General features: G+C 68.4%; 16 protein-coding genes. 13 read left to right on the top strand and 3 right to left on the bottom strand.

Translation table 11 applies throughout. The annotated features are described in order from the left end of the window. Positions 1-70: 70 nt before the first annotated feature. The 8 genes from ACFQS9_RS15075 to ACFQS9_RS15040 are packed head-to-tail and all read left to right on the top strand — an operon-like array spanning position 71 to position 8,049. The gene (locus ACFQS9_RS15075; protein ID WP_378405999.1) at positions 71-859 is read left to right on the top strand and encodes a 3'(2'),5'-bisphosphate nucleotidase CysQ; all 789 of its coding nucleotides are present in this window, start codon (positions 71-73) and stop codon (positions 857-859) included. Further along, positions 859-1,779 carry a sulfate adenylyltransferase subunit CysD gene (cysD, locus tag ACFQS9_RS15070; protein ID WP_378405997.1) on the top strand — a complete coding sequence of 307 codons (921 nt, stop codon included), beginning with the start codon at positions 859-861 and terminating at the stop codon, positions 1,777-1,779. Before ACFQS9_RS15075 ends, cysD begins: the two co-directional genes overlap by 1 nt. After that, positions 1,779-3,680, top strand: a complete 1,902-nt coding sequence (cysN, locus tag ACFQS9_RS15065; RefSeq protein WP_378405995.1) for a sulfate adenylyltransferase subunit CysN — start codon at positions 1,779-1,781, stop codon at positions 3,678-3,680. The genes cysD and cysN overlap by 1 nt, the downstream gene beginning before the upstream one ends. A 45-nt stretch (positions 3,681-3,725) precedes the next feature. Next, on the top strand, positions 3,726-4,085 hold the full coding sequence (locus ACFQS9_RS15060) for a nuclear transport factor 2 family protein (RefSeq protein ID WP_378405993.1): 360 nt from the start codon (positions 3,726-3,728) through the stop codon (positions 4,083-4,085). A gap of 26 nt (positions 4,086-4,111) precedes the next feature. Then, complete coding sequence (locus ACFQS9_RS15055) at positions 4,112-4,894, top strand: SDR family oxidoreductase (RefSeq protein WP_378406522.1); 783 nt, start codon at positions 4,112-4,114, stop codon at positions 4,892-4,894. A 23-nt stretch (positions 4,895-4,917) separates the two neighbouring features. Continuing rightward, positions 4,918-6,063: a sulfotransferase family protein gene (locus tag ACFQS9_RS15050; protein WP_378405991.1), complete on the top strand. Its 1,146-nt coding sequence runs from the start codon at positions 4,918-4,920 to the stop codon at positions 6,061-6,063. Between the two features lie 35 nt (positions 6,064-6,098). Beyond that, positions 6,099-7,160 (top strand): DUF1214 domain-containing protein, encoded by a 1,062-nt coding sequence (locus ACFQS9_RS15045; RefSeq protein WP_378405989.1) that lies wholly within the window; start codon positions 6,099-6,101, stop codon positions 7,158-7,160. 10 nt (positions 7,161-7,170) lie between these two features. Next, entirely contained in the window at positions 7,171-8,049 is an 879-nt protein-coding gene (locus ACFQS9_RS15040; RefSeq protein WP_378405987.1) for a TIGR03619 family F420-dependent LLM class oxidoreductase, read from the top strand. A 58-nt stretch (positions 8,050-8,107) separates the two neighbouring features. Here the strand turns inward: ACFQS9_RS15040 and ACFQS9_RS15035 are convergent, their stop codons facing one another. Continuing rightward, on the bottom strand, positions 8,108-9,001 hold the full coding sequence (locus ACFQS9_RS15035; RefSeq protein WP_378405985.1) for a 1,4-dihydroxy-2-naphthoyl-CoA synthase: 894 nt from the start codon (positions 8,999-9,001) through the stop codon (positions 8,108-8,110). A 117-nt stretch (positions 9,002-9,118) separates the two neighbouring features. Here ACFQS9_RS15035 and ACFQS9_RS15030 point away from each other — a divergent pair, with 117 nt between their 5' ends. The 5 genes from ACFQS9_RS15030 to ACFQS9_RS15010 all read left to right on the top strand — a co-directional run bounded on the left by ACFQS9_RS15030 (position 9,119) and on the right by ACFQS9_RS15010 (position 13,513). Continuing rightward, on the top strand, positions 9,119-9,775 hold the full coding sequence (locus ACFQS9_RS15030; RefSeq protein ID WP_378405983.1) for a PaaI family thioesterase: 657 nt from the start codon (positions 9,119-9,121) through the stop codon (positions 9,773-9,775). A gap of 22 nt (positions 9,776-9,797) precedes the next feature. Continuing rightward, positions 9,798-10,589, top strand: coding sequence for a 2-phosphosulfolactate phosphatase (locus ACFQS9_RS15025; RefSeq protein WP_378405981.1), 792 nt, complete (start codon positions 9,798-9,800; stop codon positions 10,587-10,589). Further along, complete coding sequence (locus tag ACFQS9_RS15020) at positions 10,586-11,581, top strand: o-succinylbenzoate synthase (protein WP_378405979.1); 996 nt, start codon at positions 10,586-10,588, stop codon at positions 11,579-11,581. The genes ACFQS9_RS15025 and ACFQS9_RS15020 overlap by 4 nt, the downstream gene beginning before the upstream one ends. 71 nt (positions 11,582-11,652) lie before the next feature. Beyond that, on the top strand, positions 11,653-12,099 hold the full coding sequence (locus tag ACFQS9_RS15015; RefSeq protein WP_378405977.1) for a DUF6918 family protein: 447 nt from the start codon (positions 11,653-11,655) through the stop codon (positions 12,097-12,099). Between the two features lie 232 nt (positions 12,100-12,331). Then, the gene (locus ACFQS9_RS15010) at positions 12,332-13,513 is read left to right on the top strand and encodes a GDSL-type esterase/lipase family protein (RefSeq protein WP_378405975.1); all 1,182 of its coding nucleotides are present in this window, start codon (positions 12,332-12,334) and stop codon (positions 13,511-13,513) included. A gap of 68 nt (positions 13,514-13,581) precedes the next feature. Here the strand turns inward: ACFQS9_RS15010 and ACFQS9_RS15005 are convergent, their stop codons facing one another. Together ACFQS9_RS15005 and ACFQS9_RS15000 are read right to left on the bottom strand one after the other, a co-directional pair. Further along, the gene (locus ACFQS9_RS15005; protein ID WP_378405973.1) at positions 13,582-14,457 is read right to left on the bottom strand and encodes a siderophore-interacting protein; all 876 of its coding nucleotides are present in this window, start codon (positions 14,455-14,457) and stop codon (positions 13,582-13,584) included. A 90-nt stretch (positions 14,458-14,547) separates the two neighbouring features. Further along, positions 14,548-15,141, bottom strand: a complete 594-nt coding sequence (locus tag ACFQS9_RS15000; protein ID WP_378405972.1) for a flavin reductase family protein — start codon at positions 15,139-15,141, stop codon at positions 14,548-14,550. Positions 15,142-15,172: the final 31 nt, after the last annotated feature.

Genomic DNA, 15,172 nt, shown 5'->3' with positions numbered 1-15,172 from the left:
ACCCGCTTCAGAATGAACAACGTTCGATCTAGTATTGAACATTGTTCATTCTGTGGCTACAGTCACATGCATGACCACTGATGCCGTCACATCGACACCCCTCCGCCCTGCCGCGCAGGGTGATGCCGACGGCCGGGCTGCGGCGGAAATTGCCACTGCGGCAGGCGAACTGCTCCTGGTGTATCGAATGGAACTGGAGCGCGAGGGCGTCGTTCCCGCCCACGTGCGCAAGGCGGGAGACCGGCTCTCCCACGAGTTCCTCGTCGCCACGCTCGGCGAGCGGTTCCCGGGCGACGCGGTGCTCTCCGAGGAGGGCGCCGACGACCTCGACCGGCTCGGCGCCGACCGGGTCTGGATCGTCGACCCGCTCGACGGCACCCGTGAGTTCGGCGAGCCGGGCCGCACCGACTGGGCCGTCCACGTCGCGCTCGTAGAGGGTGGGGAACTGGTGGCGGGTGCGGTCGCGATGCCAGCGCTGGGTGTCACCTTCTCGACCGCGGACGCCGCCGCCCCGCATCCCCCGCTGCCCGCCGCGCCGCGGGTGGTAGTGAGCCGGACGCGCCGGCCCGAGCCGGTGATGGCGATGGCGACCGCGCTCGGTGCCGAACTGATCGAGATGGGATCGGCGGGTGCCAAGGCGATGGCCGTGGTGCGCGGCGAGGCGGACGTCTACGCACACGCCGGCGGGCAGTACGAGTGGGATTCGGCGGCCCCGGTCGTGGTGGCTCGCGCTGCCGGACTTCATGTTTCGCGGATCGACGGATCCGAACTGCACTACAACCAGCGCAGCCCCTGGCTGCCCGACCTACTGATCTGCCGCCCCGAGCTGGCAGGCACCGTACTGGAGGAACTTCGGTGATGAGCAGTCCCACTACCAGCAAGACCCTGACACACCTCGAACGGCTCGAGGCCGAGAGCATCCACATCATGAGGGAGGCCGTCGCCGAGAGCGAGAACCCCGTCATGCTGTATTCGGTCGGCAAGGACAGCGCCGTGATGCTGCACCTGGCGCGCAAGGCCTTCTACCCGTCCCGCCTGCCGTTCCCGCTGCTCCATGTGGACACCACGTGGAAGTTCCGCGAGATGTACAAGCTGCGCGAGGAGACCGCTGCGGCGGGCGACCTCGATCTGCTCGTGTACCAGAACCCCGAATGCGTGGAGAAGGGGATCAACCCCTTCACACACGGCTCCGCGACTCACACCGACATGTGGAAGACCGAGGGGCTCAAGCAGGCGCTCGACCACTACAAGTTCGACGCCGCGTTCGGTGGGGCCAGGCGCGACGAGGAGAAGTCCCGCGCCAAGGAACGAGTCTTCTCGATTCGCTCGGCCGAGCACCGCTGGGACCCGAAGCAGCAGCGTCCGGAGCTGTGGCGGATGTACAACGTCCGCAAGTCGCCCGGCGAGAGCCTGCGCGTCTTCCCGCTGTCCAACTGGACCGAACTCGATGTCTGGGAGTACATCCGGCAGGAGCGGATCCCGATCGTTCCGCTCTACTATGCCGCGAAACGACCCGTCGTCGAGCGCGACGGGGCGCTCATCATGGTCGACGACGACCGGATGCCGCTGCTTCCCGGCGAGGAGCCCGAGCTCAAGAGCGTGCGGTTCCGAACCCTCGGCTGCTACCCGCTCACCGGTGCGGTCGAAAGTACCGCCGAGTCACTGACCGACATCATCCAGGAAATGTTGCTGACCACCACATCCGAGCGCCAGGGTCGCGTGATCGACCACGACAGCAGCGCCTCGATGGAGAAGAAGAAGCAGGAGGGGTACTTCTGATGTCCCACTCATCCGAACTGATCGCCGACGACATCGAGCGTTACCTCGAGCGGCACGCGAAGAAGTCCATGCTCCGCTTCATCACCTGCGGCAGCGTCGACGACGGCAAGTCCACCCTGATCGGCCGCCTGCTCTACGAGTCGAAGCTCGTCTTCGAGGACCAGTTGACCGCGCTCGAGGCCGACTCGCGCAAGGTCGGCACCCAGGGCGACGGGCTCGACTTCGCGCTGCTGGTCGACGGATTGGCCGCCGAACGCGAACAGGGCATCACCATCGACGTCGCCTACCGCTACTTCTCCACGGAGCAGCGCAAGTTCGTCGTCGCCGACACCCCGGGCCACGAGCAGTACACCCGGAACATGGTCACCGGTGCCTCCACCGCGGACCTCGCGGTGATCCTGATCGACGCCCGCAAGGGTGTGCTCACCCAGACCCGCAGGCACTCGTACCTCGTCTCGCTGCTGGGCATCCGCAACGTGGTGCTCGCGGTGAACAAGCTAGACCTGGTGGACTACTCCCAGCAGGTGTTCGACGAGATCGTCGAGGAGTACGCGGGATTCGCGGCCGAGATCGGTCTCGGCGATGTCGTCGCGATCCCGATGTCCGCGTACATGGGCGACAACCTCACCGACCGGAGCCCGAACACGCCGTGGTACCAGGGCCCGACGCTGATCGAACATCTCGAGACGGTCGAGATCTCCGGCGAGCTCGCGGGCAGCCCCTTCCGGATGCCCGTGCAGTGGGTGAACCGGCCGGACCTGGATTTCCGCGGGTTCTCCGGGCAGATCGTCGGCGGCGTCGTGCGGCCGGGCGATCGGGTGCGGGTGCTGCCGAGCGGCAAGGAATCCACCGTCGCGCGGATCGTCACGATGGACGGCGACCTGGAGGAGGTGCCCGCGGGCCGCTCGGTCACGATCACCCTCGCCGACGAGATCGACGTCAGCCGCGGCGACGTGCTCGCCGCGGCGGACGCGCTGCCCGGGGTGGCGGACCAGTTCGAGGCGCACGTGGTCTGGATGGGCGAGCACGAGATGCTGCCCGAGCGGCCGTACCTCTGCCAGATCGGCACCATGACCGTGCAGGCCCGGATCACCAAGCCCAAGTACAAGGTGAACGTCAACACCCTCGAGAAGACCGCGACGAACACCCTCGCGCTCAACGAGATCGGCGTCTGCAACATCAGCTTCGACCGTCCGGTGCCGTTCGACGCCTACGCCGCGAACCGCGACACCGGTGGGTTCATCCTGATCGACCGGCTGACCAACACCACCGTCGGAGCCGGCATGATCGCGCACTCGCTGCGGCGCTCCGACAACATCCATTGGCAGGCCGTGGACGTGAACGAGCAGGCACGCCAGACGCTGAACGGCCATCGCCGGCAGGTGCTGTGGTTCACCGGGCTCTCCGGCTCGGGCAAGTCCACGATCGCCAATGAACTCGAGCGGCAGCTGTACGCGCTGGGCTGTCACACCTACCTGCTCGACGGCGACAACGTCCGTCACGGGCTGGGCCGCGACCTGGGGTTCACCGAGGCGGACCGAGTGGAGAACATCCGCCGTGTCACCGAGGTCGCCCGGCTGATGGCCGACGCCGGTCTGATCGTTCTCGCGTCGTTCATCTCGCCGTTCCGTGCCGAGCGTGACGCGGCCCGTGAGCTGGTCGGGTCCGACCAGTTCTGCGAGGTGTTCATCGACACCCCGATCGCTGTCGCCGAGCAGCGGGATCCGAAGGGCCTCTACAAGAAGGCACGTCGCGGAGAGCTGGCCAACTTCACCGGTGTCGATTCCCCGTACGAGTCGCCGGAGCATCCCGACCTGCGGATCGACACGACCACGACGTCTCCCGAAGAGGCCGGCAGGCTGATCATCGAGCACCTGCGCAGCCGCGGCACGATCGCCTGAATGCGGTTCCCGAGTACCACCCACCCATCACGGAAGGAGCGTTCCTTGCCCACGAGGGACGAAATCTGTTCGGTAGTCGAGTCGTACGTGAAGCATCTCGGCAACCACGATGTCGACCAACTGGTCGCGCTGTTCGCGGATGACGCCGTTCAGCACGAGCCGCTCGGCGTGCGGACTTACCGCGGCATCGACGAGATCCGCGAGTTCGACACCGAGAACGCGAAGGTGGACTTCACGGTGAGCCGACACTCGCCGATCGTCGTCTCCGGCCGGTACGCCGCGATGCAGCTGCGGGTCCAGCGTGAGGGGATCCCGGACTTCCTCGCCAGCGATCTCTTCGAGTTCGACGACGACGGCCGGATCGTCTCGCTCAGCGTCGTGCTCGACCCGCAGGCCCGGGTGTGACGGCCGCCGAGCTGGCGGCGCCCACGATGCCGGCGCTGCTCGAGGGCAAGGTCGTGGTCGTCTCCGGTGTCGGTACGGGGCTGGGGCGCTCGGTGGCCGTCCGTGGCGCGCTCGCCGGTGCCCGGGTCGTCCTGGCCGCCCGGACCGAATCGCTGCTGACGGAGGTGGCCGACGAGATCCGGGACCTGGGCGGTACCGCGGTGTCCGTACCGACCGACCTCACCGACGACGCGTCGGTGACAAATCTCGCCGAGTCGGCACTCGCGGAGTTCGGCGTCGTCGACGCGGTGGTGCACAACGCGTTCGTGCAGCCACCGCACGAGCGGCTGCTCGACGCCGAGTTCGAGACGGTCCGGCAGGGCCTGGACATCAACCTGCTGGCGGCGCTCAACCTGACCCGGAAACTGGCGCCCGCGCTGGAACGGTCCCAGGGGTCGGTCGTGATGATCAACTCGATGGTGCTGCGTAACCAGCTGCCGAACTTCGGGGCCTATCGCGTGATGAAGGCCGGACTGCTCGCACTCGCCCGCAGTCTCTCGGTCGAGATGGGCCCGACGGGTGTTCGGGTGAACTCCGTTGCTCCCGGCTACATCTGGGCGGATCGGGTCAAGCGGATGGTCGAGAAGCAGGCCGCGCAGCGGGGCGTCGACCCGGCCGTGGTCTACGCCGAGATCGCGGCCGGCACCGATCTGCGCCGACTGCCCGAACCCGACGACATCGCGAATGCCGTGCTGTTCCTCGCGTCCGACCTCGCTCGCGCGATCACCGGGCAGTGCCTGGACGTCAACTGCGGCCACGCCCACCACTGATCCACTCTCACAAGGACTTATGGATGACACACGACTACGACGGCATCGGCTCCATCGAGGACCTGCAGCAGGATGCACGCGAGCGGGCAGGGTACGACGACTTCGGCGGCGACGGCTACCTCGAGGGGCTGCGGGTTCTGCTCGACTCGTTCGAGCGGGAAGCCGATCTCACACCCCAGGGGAAGGTGATCGCACGCAAGATGATCACCGGAGCGCTCGCGGGGCGCTTGACCAGCGAGGCCGGGTTCGCGAAATACCCTGAGCACGTCGACGTTCCGGTCGAGCGTCCGATCTTCGTGGTCGGGTTGACCCGGACCGGGAGCACCGCGCTGCACCGTCTGCTCGGCGCGGACCCGGCGCACCAGGGTGCCGAGATGTGGCTGGCCGAGACTCCGCAGCCCCGCCCCGACCGCGACAAGTGGTCGGAAAACGAGGACTACCTGCGCTCCGACGCCTTCTATCGAGCACGTCAGGCGAACGAGGCGGACCTGATGAAGGTGCACTTCATGGGGGCGGAGGAGGTCGAGGAGTGTTGGCGTCTGCTGCAGCAGACGATGCTCTCGACTGCGTTCGAGACCGTCGCGTACGTACCGAGCTACACCGAGTGGCTGGCGGAGCAGGACTGGACCGAGACGTACGCGCGGCACAAAAAGAACCTGCAGTTGATCGGGCTGCACGACTCGGACCGGCGGTGGGTGCTCAAGAGCCCCAGCCACGTCTTCGCGCTCGACGAGATCATGAAGGTCTACCCGGACGCGTTGTTGGTTCGCACCTTCCGGGATCCGCTGACGTCGATGGCGTCCACCTTCAGCCTTGCGGAGCAGGGCGGGCACGACATGTCGAGGGCCTTCGACCGGCCGGCCATCGGGCGCACCCAACTCGACCTGTGGGCACGCGGTAACGCGGACTTCAACAGTGCCCGTGCCCGTTACAACCCGGACCAGTTCATCGACGTCGACTACCAGGATTTCATCTCCGATGCGGTCGGCACGGTCGAGAAGATCTACGCACAGTTCGCCCTGCCCTTCACGGACGCGGCTCGTGCCGCGGTGGAGGAGTCGCACCAGGCCAGCCTCGCCGAGCACCGTCGTCCGTCGCACCGCTACTCGCTGGAGGAGTTCGGTGTGACCGCCGCCGAGGTCGAGGCGAAGTTCGCCGCTGTCGTCTGAACATTCGAAACATCTACGAGCACAGGGATACTGATATGAACGCTACTTGGGAAAAGTTCTGCACAGATCTGCTCGAGGTCGGGAAGGTGCTGGAGGACGAGATCGTCCCTCAGGATCCGCTGACCCAGGCCGAGGGCGTCCGCTACCTGAGCCGACTGCTCCGCTACGCCACGATCAACTGCGTCGAGTACACCGATCCTCGGTGGCCGCAGTTCACGTCCGCGCCCAACCCGAACATGATGACCAAGGTCGGCGCCGACAATCCGGACAACATCTACATGCGTGCCAACATCTCCGGCAAGTACAGCTACCGGATCATCGGCACTCGCGGCACGGTCCCACTGATCACATTCGGTTCGCGCGTCAATCGGTACCACATCGACGGCACCATGCTGCAGTCCGGTGACCTGCACATTCACGATCTCGAGGTCGACGAGAACGGCCGCTTCGAGTTCATCGCGAGTGTGGACAAGCCCGCTGAGGGTGTCTGGCTGCCGTTGGCGTCGGACAGCAACCTCATCTCGGTTCGTCAGACCCACCAGGACCGGCGCAACGAGGTCATCGGAGAGCTGTCGATCGAATGCCTCAACCCGGAAGGGGATTTCGAGCCGCTGAGCCCGGAGGAGCTCGGCGAGCGCCTCGACAAGTCGGTCGGGATCGTGAAGGGCATGGCGGAAACCTTCCTCGAGTGGTCCCGCGACTTCATGCCGCAGCCCAACGAGATCTTCGACCGCGGCCAGGAGCAGTTCCAGAAAGCGGGCGGCGATCCGACGATCTTCTACCTGCACGGCTACTGGAAGCTCGCCGAGGACGAGGCGTGGGTCATCGAGACCGAGGTCCCGAACTGCGAGTATTTCAACTTCGTGCTGCAGAACTTCTGGGTGGAGTCCCTCGACTACAACCGGACGAACATCTACATCAACAACCACACCGCGAAGCTGAACGACGACGGCACCCTGACAATCGTGGTGGCGGCGAAGGATCCGGGCTACGGCAACTGGATCAACACCGATTCGCACACCGAGGGGACCTGGGCGATGCGCTGGATCAAGGCGGACTCGCACCCGATTCCGACGGCGAAGGTCGTGAAGCTGTGAGTTCGCCCCGATGAAGTGGTCGCTGCCGGCGGCGATGATCGATGCGCGCGATCTCCCGGAGCTCGCCCGCGCAGCGGAGGACGCCGGCTTCGACTCGGTAGCGATGCCGGACTCGGTGTTCTACCCGGAACACGTGTCGGCGGACTATCCGTATTCGCCCGACGGCAAACGCATGTGGGCTCCCGAGACGCCGATGCCGGACCCGTTCATCGCGATGACCGCGATGGCGGCGGTGACCGAGAAAATCACCTTCTACACCAACGTGTTGAAGCTGCCGCTGCGCGATCCGCTGCTCACCGCCAAACAGGTCTCGACCATGGCGGTGATGTCGGGCAACCGGATTGCCGTCGGCGTCGGCCTGTCCTGGATCCCGGAGGAGTTCACCTTCACCGGGACCGAGATGCGCACGCGCGGGGCGCGCACCAACGAGGCGATCGAGATCCTCAAGGCGGTGTGTGCCGGGCGCGGACCGGAGTGGGTCGAATACCACGGCAAGCACTACCATTTCGACCGGCTGATGATCAGTCCGGCACCGGACCGCCCGGTGCCGGTGTACGTCGGCGGGCACAGCGAAGCCGGTCTGCGCCGGGCAGCCCGGCTCGGGGACGGGTGGATCTCGGTCAACACGAGCGTGGACGAACTGACCGCCGCGATCGCTCGACTGACCGAGCTGCGGGCCGAGTACGGCCGCGGCAACGAACCGTTCGTGATCAACGCGTCCCCGACGGGGATAGGGGGGAGCGACGCCTATGCCGCGCTGGCCGAGGCCGGGGTCACCGAATGCCGGGTCTCTCCGTGGCATCTCTACGGCGTCGACTTCACCAGTGCGCGTGACCGTCTGGCGGCGATCCGGCGTTTCTCGGACGAGGTCATCGGCGCGAATCGGTAGCGTCTGGCGGCGTGGTCGGTGAGCCCTCGAGGGTTCGCCCGACCACGCCGCTATTGCTTCAGAAATACCAGGGGTACGGCGACCAGTCCGGTTCGCGCTTCTCCAGGAACGAGTCCCGGCCCTCGACGGCCTCGTCGGTCATGTACGCCATCCGGGTCGCCTCGCCCGCGAACAGCTGCTGGCCGACGAGTCCGTCGTCGGTCAGGTTGAAGGCGTACTTGAGCATCCGCTGCGCCTGCGGTGACTTGCCGTTGATCTTCTCGGACCACTCCAGCGCGACGTCCTCGAGCTCGGCGTGGTCGACGACCTTGTTGACCGCGCCCATCTGATGCATCTGCTCCGCGGTGTACGCGTCTCCGAGGAAGAAGATCTCGCGGGCGAACTTCTGTCCCACCATCTTCGCGAGGTAGGCGCTGCCGTACCCACCGTCGAAGCTGCCGACGTCCGCGTCGGTCTGCTTGAACCGGGCATGCTCACGGCTGGCCAGGGTCAGGTCGCACACCACGTGCAGGGAGTGCCCGCCGCCCGCCGCCCAGCCGTTGACGAGGCAGATCACCACCTTCGGCATGAACCGGATCAGGCGCTGCACCTCGAGGATGTGCAGCCGGCCCGCGCGTGCCTTGTCCACGGTGTCCGCGGTCTCGCCCGCGGCGTACTGGTAGCCGCTGCGGCCGCGGATGCGCTGGTCGCCGCCCGAGCAGAACGCCCAGCCGCCGTCCTTGGGGCTGGGGCCGTTTCCGGTCAACAGCACCGCCCCCACATCGGAGGTCATCCGGGCGTGGTCGAGCGCGGAGTACAGCTCGTCGACGGTGTGCGGCCGGAACGCGTTGCGCACCTCGGGGCGATCGAAGGCGACGCGGACGGTGCCCTGCGTGATGTGCCGGTGATAGGTGATATCGGTGAGGTTCTCGAACCCGGGAACCGGACGCCACAGCTGCGGATTGAAGGTCACGATCGCCAAGGATATGCCCCGCGCCGGGCCGGCGAACATGCCCCGCACCGCGGGGTGGCCGCACGGCCGCACGACCCTCCCGGCGAATCGCCCCGCCGCCGGGCCTACCGTGCAGCTATGAGCGAGCGGGTGGAACGGGGTCGTGGCCGGGGCGACGTGGACGACTACGAGCAGCACGGTGGATTCCCCGTGTACCGGGCGACCGAGGACGACGGCGGCCCCGACTTCGGTCGGCTCGTCGAGGCCCTGCGCACCATCCAGGACCTCGGCGTGTCCACCGCGCCGCCCCCGGATGTCGTCCGGCGGGCCGCCGAGCAGGCCGAGGCCCTCGTCGCGCTGCTGGAACCACACCGGGTCCCCGAGGGGCAGCAGCCGGGTGGCCGTTCGATGGGCCTGCCCGGCCGCGGCAGCCTGCTGATGATGCCGTGGACCGTCGAGAAGTTCGACGCGACCGGGGTGCGGTCCACCGGCGTGTTCCGCCGCTTCCACATGGGCGGCAACGGCGCCGCGCACGGCGGCACGTTGCCACTGCTCTTCGACGACCTGTTCGGGATGATCACGCACGCCTACGGCCGGCCGATCAGCCGGACCGGCTACCTGCACGTCAACTACCGCAAGATCACCCCGATCGACACTCGACTGACCGTCGAGGGACAGGTGGACCGGGTCGACGGTCGCAAGACCTTCGTCAGCGCGAGGCTCGTCGATGCCGAGGGCACGCTGCTCGCCGACTGCGAGGCCCTGATGGTGGTGTTGCTGCCCGGCCAACCCTGAGGCCGGGTGCGAGGATGGCGGCATGCTTCCCGCTCATCGTCAGGGTGCGTACCGGCTCCGGTTCGACTGGGGACCGTCGGGCGCCGCTGCCCTCGTCGAGGACAGCGACGTCGCGGTCGTCGTGGACGTGCTCTCGTTCACCACGACGCTGACCGTCGCGCTGGACCGGGGGGTCACCGTGTACCCCTATCGGTGGGATCCCGAGTCCGCCGCCGGGTACGCCGCGGGCCGCGGGGCGACGGTGGCGGTGGGGCGATCGCGTGCCCTGCCCGGAGACGTGAGCCTCTCGCCTGGATCCGTTCGCGCCGCGTTCGGCCCGGGGGGACTCGCGGGCGCCGGTGCGAACAGGCTGGTGCTGCCGTCGCCGAACGGGTCCGCGCTCTGCTTCGGGCTGGCCGATGCCGGGGTCGACGTGGTGGGGGCCTCGCTGCGCAATGCCACCGCTGTGGCGCACTGGCTTTCGCGGCGACCGGTGTCCGGCGGTTCGTCCGGACGGCCCCGGGTGGCGGTGATCGCGGCGGGCGAACGTTGGCCGGACGGGTCGATCCGGCCGAGCCTGGAGGACCTGTGGGGGGCGGGCGCCGTGCTCCGCGCACTCGGGACGGCGGGGGCGTCACCCGAGGCCCGCGCGGCCGCCGATGCCTTCGCCGCGGCAGAGGGGGACCTGCGGACGAGGCTGCGAGACTGCGCGAGCGGCAGGGAACTCATCGGCAAGGGTTTCGGCGACGACGTCGAGATCGCCGCCGAACTCGACACCAGTGCCGTGGTCCCGCTGCTGCGGGGCGAGGCGTTCGTGGACGCGGCGGAATCATGATCGACGACACCCTGCCGCTGCCCCCGCTGGACGAGCTCCGCGCCGGCGCCGCCGTGGTGAGCCTACCGATGCGGGTGCGCTTCCGCGGTATCACCACCCGCGAGGTGCTGTTGTTGCGGGGGCCGGCAGGCTTCGGCGAGTTCGCGCCGTTCCCCGAGTACGCCGACGCCGAGGCCGCGGCCTGGCTGCGGTCGGCGATCGAGTCCGCCTGGCTGGGCCCGCCCGCGCCGGTACGGGACGCGGTGCCGGTCAATGCGACCGTGCCCGCCGTCGACGCGGCGCGGGTGCCCGAGATCCTCTCCCGGTTCCCGGGCGCGAGGACGGCGAAGGTGAAGGTCGCCGAGCGGGGGCAGTCGCTGGCCGAGGATCTCGCCCGGGTCGCCGCCGTCCGTGAGCACGTCGAACACGTGCGGGTCGACGCGAACGGTGCGTGGACGGTGGACCGAGCCTTGGAGGCCCTGCTGGCGTTGACATCCGATGGTCCGCTGCAATACGCCGAACAGCCATGTGCCACCGTGCCGGAACTGGTGGAGCTGCGCCGTCGCCTGCCCGGCGTGCCGATCGCGGCGGACGAGAGCATCCGGCGGGCGGAGGACCCACTGCGGGTGGTGCGCGCGGGCGGGGCGGACGTGGCGGTGGTGAAGGTCGCGCCGCTCGGCGGGATGCGCGCGGTGCTGCGGCTCGCCGGGGAGCTCGCCGAATTCGGGGTGCCCGTGGTGGTCTCCAGTGCGCTGGATTCCGCGGTCGGGGTCGGGGCGGGACTGGCCGCGGCCGCCGCGCTGCCGGAGCTCGACCATGCCTGCGGGCTCGGCACCGGTGGGTTGTTCGAGGCCGACGTCGCCGAGCCGCGGGTGATGGTCGACGGGGCGATGTCGGCGTCGGTGGTCGTGCCGGACCCCGAGCGGGTGTCCGGTCTGCTGGCTGCGCCGGAGCGGACACAGTGGTGGCTCGCGAGGTTGGCGCGGTGTCACGAGCTGCTCGACGGATGCTGAGTAATCCTGCCGGGCTCCGCGTCGTATAAGGTCTGACACCGACATCCCAGTCAACATCGGAGGCATTGAAAGTGGTTGCAGCACTGAACGAAACCCTGCTCGACCCGTCGCGGCTGCCCGCCGTCGTCGCGGACGTGCAGGAGCTCCTCGACGCCGAGGTCTCGGAGAAGAAGGGCGCCTCGGGCCTGGCCGTCAAGGGTGGCTACGGCGCGGTGAAGAAGGTCGGCCCGTCGATCGTGCCCGACGCCGTCGAGGGCCTGCTGCCGGGCTTCGTCTCCCGTCTCGAGCCGTTCTGGCAGGACTTCGGCGCGGCCGGTGGCGCCGGCTTCGGCGACTTCCTGGGCGCACGTAGCGAGGAGGTGGCTGACGCGCTGCTCGGTCTGACCGACGAGAAGATCGAGCGCACCGACAAGGGCGCGATCAAGAAGGTCTACGCGACCATGCGCCCGTCGGCGAAGAAGAACGTCATCGAGGCGCTGCCGCGGCTCGGCGCGCTGATCGAGAAGCACGCGGGCTAGACGCCACGTCGCAGTGGTAGTCGAGTGGGCCGGATCCTGGGATCCGGCCCACTCGCCGTTTGTGGGCACGGGCCGCCGGGCTGCCGCCTAAGTGTTTAACACAAAAATTTCGATTACCCGGCGGTAGCAAGTGGGCCCGTGCCAGACTCCCTGGCGTCACCGGCCGGCGACCAACCCATTCACGACTGCATGCCTGTCCTCGTACGACAGGTGTGCCCATCCCCAGGAGTCCGTGTTGGTCGAAACATGCCACAAATCCGCCGCCGGCCGCAGCGCCAGGCCACTGCTCGCCGCCCTGCTGGCGGTGCCCCTTGTCGCTGCCGGGCTGTCGGTGTTCGCCGCGCCTGCTGCGGCGGTTCCCGCCGGGCCGACGGCGAGCGTGTCGATGGGCGACAGCTACATGTCCGGGGAGGCGGGTCGTTGGAAGGGCAACAGCCTCACCACCTCCGGCAGCCGCGACGGCACCGACCGGGCCTGGACGGGAAGCGGCTACGACCCCGCCCGCGTGTACGGCAACACCGCCGCCAACGGCTGTGATCGCTCCGATTCGGCCGAGGTGAACAGCGCTACGTCCGTTGCGCAGACCAGGATCAACCTGGCCTGCTCGGGCGCCACCACCGTCAACGTCTTCCGTGCGGCCAAGGGTGGCCAGGCCTTCAAGGGCGAGGCGCCACAGGCCGACCAGCTGGCTGCGGTCGCCGCGGCCAACAAGGTCAAGCTGATCACCCTCTCGATCGGCGGGAACGACCTCGGGTTCGCCGACGTCATCTCGACCTGCGTCAAGAACTATCTGGTCTGGTACTCCTACTGCAACGATGATCAGCAGGCGGCGGTGGACGGCAAGATGAATGCGGCGATGGAGGGTGTCGCCAAGTCCATCGACGAGATCCGTGCCGTGATGTCCGGTGCCGGCTACGCGGCCACGGACTATCGGCTGGTGCTGCAGTCCGCTCCCTCGCCGACCCCCCGCGCCGCGGACATCCGATACCCGGAGAGCGGCTGGACGCGGGCGAATACCGGCGGCTGTCCGCTCTGGGACGGCGACGCCAACTGGGCCCGAGATTCCTTGGTGCCGCAGATTTCCGACCGCTTCGCTGCTGTCGCGGCCGCGAAGGGTGTGCAGTTCCTCGACCTGCGAGACACCTTCGACGGACATGAGGTCTGCGCCAAGGCGGCCAAGCAGGTCAGTGCCTCGTCCGCACCGTCAGGGGCGAACAGTGAGTGGATGCGCTGGCTGGACATGGGGTGGACCACCCAGGGCACCCTCCAGGAGTCGATGCACCCGAACTATTTCGGCCAGCTCGCGCTGGGACGCTGCCTCGACCTGATGTATGCCAAGGCGAGCGGTAACTACGCCTGCCGCAACACGGCAGGGCAGGACCACAACGGGATGTTCCTGACCGGGCGTCCGTAGGCGGCTCCGCCGCCCGTGCGCGGTTGACGAGTCCAGAGACTCGTCAACCGCGCACGGGCGCGCAGCGCCTACGGTGCGGCCTTGCCGTGCCGCCAGTAGCCCGTGAACGTGATGTCGGACTTCGGGACCTTCCGGTCGTTCACGAGGTGGCGCCGCACGCCGGTCGCCAGGTCGGACTCGCCCGCGGCGAACGTGTACGACGGTCCGTCCGGCAGTTGTGCCCGCCGCACCGTCTCCAGTGCGAGGGCCCCCGGCCGCGCGTGCGGGTCCGACCGCACCAGCCAGTGCACGTTAACCCCGTCCGGGGTGGCGACCTCCTGTGCGTCGTCCGCGTGCGGTATCTCCAGGAACACCTCGGCGCGCAGGTCCGCGGGGGCCGAGGACACGATCCCGAGGATCGCAGGCAGCGCGCTCTCGTCGCCGACCAGCAGCTGCCACCGTGCCTCGGGGGTCGGGTTGTAGATCAGGCCCTCGTCGAGCAGCGCCAGCTCGTCGCCGGGGGCCACGGACGTCGCCCAGGTGGACGCCGGTCCGGGGTCGCCGTGCCCGTCGGCGCCGTGGCAGACGAAGTCGATGTCCAGCTCGGGCACGTCCTCGCCGTACACCGCCTGCTCGGCGGGGCGGAATCCGCGCACCGTGTAGTTGCGGACGACCGGGCGGGAGGACTTGGACATCGCCAACAGCTGCGCGTACCAGAGGTTGCTGGTCGCGCTCGGCAGCCGCAGCGCGGTCTGACCGGACGCATTCCCCCTCGCCGCGCTCGCCCCGGCTGCCGGGATGAACATGCGGAACCACTGGTCGAAGCCCATCGGGGTGAACTCGCGCAGCTCGTCGCCGCCGATCGTGACGCGCACGAAGCTCGGGCTGACCTGCTTGCTGCCGAGCACCCTTGCCCGCAGGAACTGCCGATGCTCGGGTTTGACGAACTTGCTGCGCTTGGCCATGGCCCCGTCCTGGTCGAATGCGAGTCCCGCGGTCGTTCCGCGGACCCGCTCGTCATTAGCTCAGGCAATCCTAACTTAACGGCGGACCGTTCAGGGGCGCCCGGGGCGCGGCAGCTGCACGACCTCCGGCGGCAGCCCCCACTGGATCCGCCCCAGCCGGCTCATCGGCGCGATCGCCCCGAAATCGGGCAGGCCGTCCTCGGCGAGCGCCTCGGTGCGTACCGAGATCGCGCGCACCGACCCCATCACCACGAAGCTGTCGCCGACCTCGATCACCCGGTGGAGGCCGCACTCGATCGCGATCGGCGACTCCGCCACCCGCGGCACCGACACCCGCTCGCCCGGCTCGGCCGTGACCCCGACCGCGTCGAACTCGCTGACCCCGGCGTCGAACCCGGCCGAACTCGCGTTCACCTGGTCGACCAGGGCGGCCGGGGCGAGGTTCACCACGAACTCGCCGGTCGCCTCGATGTTGCGCAGACTGTCCTTGCGGGTGACCGAGGTGAACTGCACCACCGGCGGATTCGTGCTGGCGACGGTGAAGAAGCTGTACGGCGCCAGGTTGGGCGTGCCGTCCGCCGCGCGGGTGGAGACCCAGGCGATCGGCCGCGGCACCACCGACGAGGTGAGCAGCTGGTACATCCGGTCGGGGGCGGTGCCGGTGGGGTCGAAGAGCGTACGCACCCGGACATGGTCCCATCCCGGGGTCGTGACA

The organism is Rhodococcus daqingensis (genome assembly GCF_042665615.1).
GTDB lineage: Bacteria > Actinomycetota > Actinomycetes > Mycobacteriales > Mycobacteriaceae > Rhodococcus_G > Rhodococcus_G daqingensis.
Note: the sequence above shows the minus strand (reverse complement) of the source record. Positions and strands in the feature narration are given on the sequence as shown.